The following is a 6,167-nucleotide window of genomic DNA, read 5'->3' on the forward strand; positions in this document are numbered from 1 at the left end:
CGGTAATTCTCACGCCTCGGACATCGCCGCGGGCGCTGCTGCGGTGCTTTCCCCGGTGACGAACGCCGGGACCACCGCGGCGGGCTCGGCGGCCGGACCGCCGTCGAGCTGGTCGACCGCCCGGCGCACGGCCAGCGCCCCCAGTTCGGCCGCCGGGACCACCACCGCGGTGGGCCGGATCCGCTGCTGCCCCGCCACGGTGTCCGAGCAGACCGCGACGACGGAGACGTCGCCGGGTACCCGCCGCCCGCGGTGCCGCAGGGTGCCCATGACCAGCGGGAGGGCGGCTTCGTCGTGCACGACCAGCGCGGTCGGGCCGCCGTCGGCGAGCAGTTCGTCCAGGCAGCGGGCGACGTCTTCGGCGACCGGCGCGCAGGGCCGGGAAACCGCTTTCACGCCGCGCTCGCCGGCGGCGGCCTGGAAGCTCTCCGTGAAGCCCGTCAAGTACCGGAGCCGGTGGCCGGGCAGGGTGGCCGACGCCCCGAGGTGGGCGACCGACCGGTGGCCCAGGTCGGCGAGGTGGGTGAGGCAGGCCCGGCCGGCCGGCGCGAAGCCGAGCGTCACCGACGCCAGCCCGCGGTACTGCCCCGGCGCGCCGACCAGCACCGCGGGGCGGCCGGAAGCCAGCAGGACGGGCACGCGCGGGTCGTCGTCGCCGGCGTCCAGCACGATCACCGCGTCGGCCAGTGCGGCCGAGGTCACCCGGTGCAGGCCCGACGTGCCGTCGTCGTCGGTCACCAGGAGCAGGTCGTAGCCGCGGCCGCGGGCCGTGCCCGCGGCCGCGGAGAAGAACTCCATCTCCATGCCCAGCTGCCGGTCGCCGAGCGGCGGCACCGCCACCGCGAGGACGCCGGCGCGGGGGGACGGCGAGCCGCCGCGGCGCCGGTAGCCGAGGGCGCGGATGGTTTCTTCGACCCGGCGCCGGGTGGCCGGCGAGATCGTCCGCTTCCCGGTGATCACGTAGGACACCGTGCTCGCCGAGACACCGGCCGCGTTCGCCACGTCGGTGATCGTCACCGCGCCGCGGCCGCCGCCCGACGGCTCGTCCGCCACGTCGCGGAAATTCGTCATCTTGGTGAGGACTTTCTCGAGACCCATTGTCCGATCCGTTGTCCGGCCGGAAGTTAGCGCTAACAAGAAGGGGTGGACGCCGACCTTAATGCCGGTCAACGCAGCTGGTCAAGCCACCTTCGTCGGATGATCGAAAACGCCTCGACGCCGATTCATTCCCCGGGACGGCAGTCGGTCACCGGCATCCCGCGGTTGCCGCCGCGGGCCAGGGCGATGAAGCCGAAGGTGGTCGATTCGCCCGGCTTCAGCACCGCATTCCACTCGGCGTTCGCGATCGCCGCGGTGGCGCCGGTCCGCACGAGCCTGCCGTTCCAGAGGTCGTCGATGCTCGTCCCGGCGGGGGTGGTCCAGCTGACCGTCCACCCGATGACTTGAGCCCGCCCGCTGTTGCGGACGGTCACCAGTCCCTGGAACCCGCCGTCCCACGACTTCACCACCTGGTAGCGCGCGGCGCAGCCGGCGGGACCCGGGTTCCGGGACGCCGACGGGGTCGTGGACGGCGCCGAAGCGAGCTGGGCGGCCGCGCTCGCGGACTCCCGGCCGGGCGGGATCGACGTCGTCGCCGCCACGACGGCGGCCGCGGTCAACGCCAGCGCCGTCCCGGCGAAGGCCAGCCGGGAGCGGCGACGGCGCGCCGGCACGGGAACGCTGTCCGCCGGGGCCGCCATCGGGACCACCCCGGGCGCGGTGGCGCGGGTCAGCAGCCGCGCGGCCCCGGCCATCGTGGGGCGGGCGACCGGATCCCGGTGGAGCAAGCGGAGGACGGCGTCGGTGACCGGGCCGCTGGTGACGGGCGGGGTCACGGTGCCGGCACCGACGCGTTTGAGCAGGGCCAGCTGGTTTTCGTCGGTGCCGAACGGCGGCCGTCCTTCGAGCGCGGTGTAGAGCGTCGCGCCGAGCGAGTAGACGTCGGACGGGAAGCCGGGTTCGGCGCCGTCGGCGACTTCCGGGGCGAGGTAGGCCGGCGTGCCGACGACCAGCCCGCGGCCGGTGGCGGTGCCTTCGCCGCGCGCGTGGGCCACCCCGAAGTCGGTGATCTTCGCCGCGCCGTCGGTGGTGACCAGGACGTTGTTGGGGCTGATGTCGCGGTGCACCACGCCTTCCGCGTGCGCCGCGGCCAGCGCCGAGGCGAGCTGGGTGCCCAGTTCGGCCACGTGCTCCGGCACCAGCGGGCCGTGCTCCTCGAGCAGCTCGGTCAGCGTGCGGGCCGGCAGGTACTCCATCGTGATGTAGGCCGCGGCCCCCTGCTCGACGACGTCGTACACGACGACCGCGTGCGGGTGGCGCAGCCGGGCGGTGACCCGGGCCTCCCGGATCGTCCGGTCGCGCGTGCGCTCGGCGGCCGCCGGGTCGGCGGGGGAGTCGGGGAAGAGCTGCTTGATCGCCACCAGGCGGTCGAGCCGCTCGTCCTTCGCCCGCCACACGGTCCCCATCGCGCCGTGACCCGCCCGGCCCAGCACGCGGTACCGGCCGGCGATCACTGCCCCTTCGTGCACGGGCACGCTCCCCTCCGTCGTTTCCGTCATCGGGGAACACGGCCGGTTCCGGCGCGCAGTTCGGCTCGTCGGACCAATTCACTCACCTGGGTGGGGGTACGAAATGCGTTCGACGTATTCGTTCCGGATGCCGGAAACGCGGCCGGCCGCTACGGAAGAATCGGCAATTCGGTTGTGACGGAACGATAACGGTCTCACTGCGTCCGGCAGCTGAGGGCCGGGACGCCCGGGTGGCCGCCGGTGATGTCCTGGTTCAGGCCGAACGAGGCCGAGCCGTCCGGCTCGACGAGCGCGTTCCAGCCCGCGTCGGTGACCGTCACCGACGACCCGGCCTGGGTCAGGGTGCCGTTCCACAGGTCCCGGATGCCGGCCCCGCCGGGCTGCACCCAGGTCACCGTCCAGCCGGTGAGCCGGGTCTCCCGGTCGTTGTGCACGGTCACCTGCGCCTGGGCCCCGCCCGGCCAGGCGTTCGTGACCTCGTAGCGCGCGGTGCACCCGGAGGTCGCGGGCGCAGCCGGTGGCGTGGAGCGCCGCGCCGGCCCGTCGGACGCGCGGGCCGGCACCGGCGCGGGTGCCGTGGTGGTGCTGCTGACCGTGTGGTCGGCGGTGATCGTCGTCGGCAGGTGCTCGATGGGGGCCGCGGTCGTGGTCGCGGGCCGGTCGGCGAGGGCGAGGCCGGCCACCACGCTCACCGACGTCAGGCACGCGGCGGCCCCGATCAGGGTGGCGCGGCGGAACCGGGACCGCCGGCGCGGGGCCGGCACCGGCCTGCCGACGGCGGCCAGCAGCTCCACCGTCTCCTGCATGGACGGGCGCACGGCCGGATCGCGTTCGAGCATCCGCAGCAGCACGGCGGTCAGCGGGCCGCCGTGGACCGGCGGGGTGAGCTGGTTCTCGGTGATCCGCCGCAGCAGGGTGATCGGGTCGTCGCTGGTGCCGAACGGCGGCGTGCCCTCCAAGGCGGTGTAGAGCGTGGCGCCGAGCGAATAGACGTCGGACGGCAGCCCCGCTTCGCCACCCCGCGCGACTTCCGGAGCCAGGTAGGGCAGCGTGCCGACGACGACGCCTTCGTCGGCGGCCGGGTGCTCGCCGAGCGCGCGTGACACGCCGAAGTCGGTGATCCGGGCGGTGCCGTCGTCGGTGACGAGCACGTTGTTGGGCGTGACGTCCCGGTGCAGGATCCAGTCGCCGTGCGCGGCGGCCAGTGCCGCGCCGACCTGCCGCCCGAGCCGCAGCACATCGCACCGGGGCAATGGCCCGCGTTCGACGAGGAGCTCGGTCAGGGACCGGGCGGGCACGTACTCCATGACCAGGTACATCGAGCCGGCGTCCTCGAACACGTCGTACACCGCGACGGCGTGCGGGTGCCGCAGCCGGGACGCCAGCCGCGCCTCCCGGATCGCCCGCTCGCAGACGTCGCCGCCCATGCCCGGCTCGTGCAGGAACTGCTTCACGGCCACGACGCGGTCCAGCCGCTCGTCCTTGGCTCGCCACACCAGGCTCATCGCGCCGCGGCCGAGGTGCCCCAGTAGCCGGTACCGCCCGTTGACGAGCTGTTCCTCGAAAGCCACCCGTACCCCTGCGTCGGTCGGTGAAACGATGAACTTTTTAGCAGAAGAAGGGCGTCCGGTGGGCTCCGGGACCGACGGGATCTCCGAACCGTTATCCGGCTCGGCGGCGGCGCATTCGGGAATTCGCCGCCCCGCGAGTCCGAATTCGACGAATTCGGTGTCGGCGGGGAAGCCGCCGCCGGACAGGCGTACCGTGTGGGGCATCGCGGTTCAACAGGCAGCCGCCCCCCCAGTTTCCCGCGCGCCGTCCCGCGGGTGCCGTCCCTCGCTCCGAGGAGGCCTGTGTGCTCGACCAGATCGCCGCTCCGCAGTTCCGCGTCGACGTCCCGTCCGCGATGACCCTGCGGGTGACCGCCACGGCGGAGGCGACGGTCGTCGCGATCCGCGGCGAAATCGACCTGCCGGTGCTGAGCCGGCTCCGGACGCGGCTGGGCGAGGAGATCGACCTCGCCCCGCGGGCCCTGGTGGTCGATCTGCCGGGAGTGTCGTTCTGCGGCGCGGGCGGGATCACGGAGCTGCTGGTGGCGGCCTCGGAGGCGCACGTGAGCGGGGTGCCCTTCGCGCTCGCGGCGGCCGGCCGGGCGGTGCGGCGGCCGATCCGCGTCCTGGGGCTGGAGCAGCTGCTGCCGATCCACGAAAGTGTCGACGCGGCGCTGGATTGGCTGGCCGTGCTGCCCCGGTTGCGGGGGAGCGGGCGGGACTGACCGCGGCCGTCATCGCCGGTTCGCGCGCTCCCGCTGGGGCACGACGACGTACTTCGGGTCCTTTGTGGACTCCACGCCCGCCTCGAACACCCCGAAGCGCTGCAGCGCGCTCCCGGCGAACAGCGCCGCCCCGGCCGTCACCGAGACCGCGCGGCTGCGGTGCCCGAGCACCGCGCCCAGCAGGCCCGCCGCGGTCAGGCGCTCCGACCACTTGCGCAGCCGGTGCGCCTTGCCCGTCGTGTACGCCTCCGCCGTGAGGCCGAGCCGGTTCTCCAGCACTTTCGACGCCACCAGTTCCGTCGCGGCGCCGAGGACCGCCAGCGCCCGCGCCGGGCCGGCCTCCTCGACCGGGACCAGCGCCATCGCGAAGCCGCCCGAACTCGCCGCCGCCGAGCCGGTGAACACGAACGGCAGCTCGGCGTGGGCCTCGTGCCAGGCCGGGACCGCCGTTTGCGACAGCAGCACCGCCGTGTACGACGCGACGGCGGGCGCGATGACCGCCGAGGCCAGTCCGGCGGGCCGGGCGGCCGCGCGCAGGAGCCGGCCGGGCAGCGCGCGGCGCAGCCCGGCGGGCAGCACCTCGGCGGCCGCGGCCACGCCCACCCCCGGGCCGAACGCGCTCAGGATCCAGGTGCCCACGCTCATCGGCGACGTCGGCTTCGCGACGCGCAGCATGTGGTGGAACCGTTCCGGCCGGCCGAGGTCGGCCACCAGCAGGTAGACGCTGGCGAGCAGCGCCGCCAGCGAACCGGTGCGGCCCACCCGGCGCAGCGCGGGCCGCCCGGTCACGTCGGCCCCGGCGGCCAGCAGCGACGTGCCCGCCGCGAGCCCGCCGGTGAACAGGTAGGCCGGCACCTTCCACTCCCACACCGGCGGCTTGAGCACCGGCCGCCCGTAGTAGGACCGGAATTCGGCGCGGGGCACCATCAGCTCTTCCCCGGCCCCGCCACGCTTGCGGCGGCCGAAGACACGGGCCCGGGTGTCGGCGGCCCCGGCATCGCTGCGCGGTTCGTGCGAGGTCACCGGCGCTCCCTTCCGAGCGACCCGAACGACCCGATCGCGGCGGCGAGCGGTGACGTGCCCGCCGCGAGCCCGCCGGTGAATCGGAGTTCGGCGTGGGGCACCATCAGTTCTTGCCCGGATCCGCCGCGCTTGCGGTGGCCGAAGACGCGGCCCCGGGTGCCGTCGTGTGGGCTCATCGGCGCTTCCTTCCGAGCGACCCGAACGGCCCGATCGCGGCGGCGAGCGGTGACGTGCCCGCCGCGAGCCCGCCGGTGAATCGGAGTTCGGCGTGGGGCACCATCAGTTCTTGCCCGGATCCGCCG

Annotated in this window: 6 protein-coding genes; 1 reads left to right on the top strand and 5 read right to left on the bottom strand. The window is 74.6% G+C overall.

Annotation, left to right across the window (positions count from 1 at the left end; translation table 11 throughout):
* Positions 1–9 precede the first annotated feature (9 nt).
* The 3 genes from AB0M30_RS36025 to AB0M30_RS36035 all read right to left on the bottom strand — a co-directional run bounded on the left by AB0M30_RS36025 (position 10) and on the right by AB0M30_RS36035 (position 4,138).
* On the bottom strand, positions 10–1,098 hold the full coding sequence (locus tag AB0M30_RS36025) for a LacI family DNA-binding transcriptional regulator (protein WP_364593452.1): 1,089 nt from the start codon (positions 1,096–1,098) through the stop codon (positions 10–12).
* Positions 1,099–1,223: 125 nt separating this feature from the next.
* Positions 1,224–2,597 (bottom strand): serine/threonine-protein kinase, encoded by a 1,374-nt coding sequence (locus tag AB0M30_RS36030; protein ID WP_364593455.1) that lies wholly within the window; start codon positions 2,595–2,597, stop codon positions 1,224–1,226.
* A 164-nt stretch (positions 2,598–2,761) separates the two neighbouring features.
* Positions 2,762–4,138 carry a protein kinase gene (locus tag AB0M30_RS36035; RefSeq protein WP_364593458.1) on the bottom strand — a complete coding sequence of 459 codons (1,377 nt, stop codon included), beginning with the start codon at positions 4,136–4,138 and terminating at the stop codon, positions 2,762–2,764.
* 284 nt (positions 4,139–4,422) lie between these two features.
* Here AB0M30_RS36035 and AB0M30_RS36040 point away from each other — a divergent pair, with 284 nt between their 5' ends.
* The gene (locus AB0M30_RS36040; protein WP_364593461.1) at positions 4,423–4,842 is read left to right on the top strand and encodes an STAS domain-containing protein; all 420 of its coding nucleotides are present in this window, start codon (positions 4,423–4,425) and stop codon (positions 4,840–4,842) included.
* Between the two features lie 9 nt (positions 4,843–4,851).
* Here the strand turns inward: AB0M30_RS36040 and nrfD are convergent, their stop codons facing one another.
* Complete coding sequence (nrfD, locus tag AB0M30_RS36045; protein WP_364593464.1) at positions 4,852–5,865, bottom strand: NrfD/PsrC family molybdoenzyme membrane anchor subunit; 1,014 nt, start codon at positions 5,863–5,865, stop codon at positions 4,852–4,854.
* Entirely contained in the window at positions 5,862–6,041 is a 180-nt protein-coding gene (locus AB0M30_RS36050; protein ID WP_364593466.1) for a hypothetical protein, read from the bottom strand. The genes nrfD and AB0M30_RS36050 overlap by 4 nt, the downstream gene beginning before the upstream one ends.
* Positions 6,042–6,167: the final 126 nt, after the last annotated feature.

The organism is Amycolatopsis sp. NPDC051716 (assembly GCF_040681595.1).
Lineage (GTDB): Bacteria > Actinomycetota > Actinomycetes > Mycobacteriales > Pseudonocardiaceae > Amycolatopsis.

Coding starts and splice junctions, on each gene's coding strand:
- AB0M30_RS36025 (WP_364593452.1), bottom strand. CDS start 1,098: ATGGGTCTCGAGAAAGTCCTCACCAAGATGACGAATTTCCGCGACGTG.
- AB0M30_RS36030 (WP_364593455.1), bottom strand. CDS start 2,597: ATGACGGAAACGACGGAGGGGAGCGTGCCCGTGCACGAAGGGGCAGTG.
- AB0M30_RS36050 (WP_364593466.1), bottom strand. CDS start 6,041: ATGAGCCCACACGACGGCACCCGGGGCCGCGTCTTCGGCCACCGCAAG.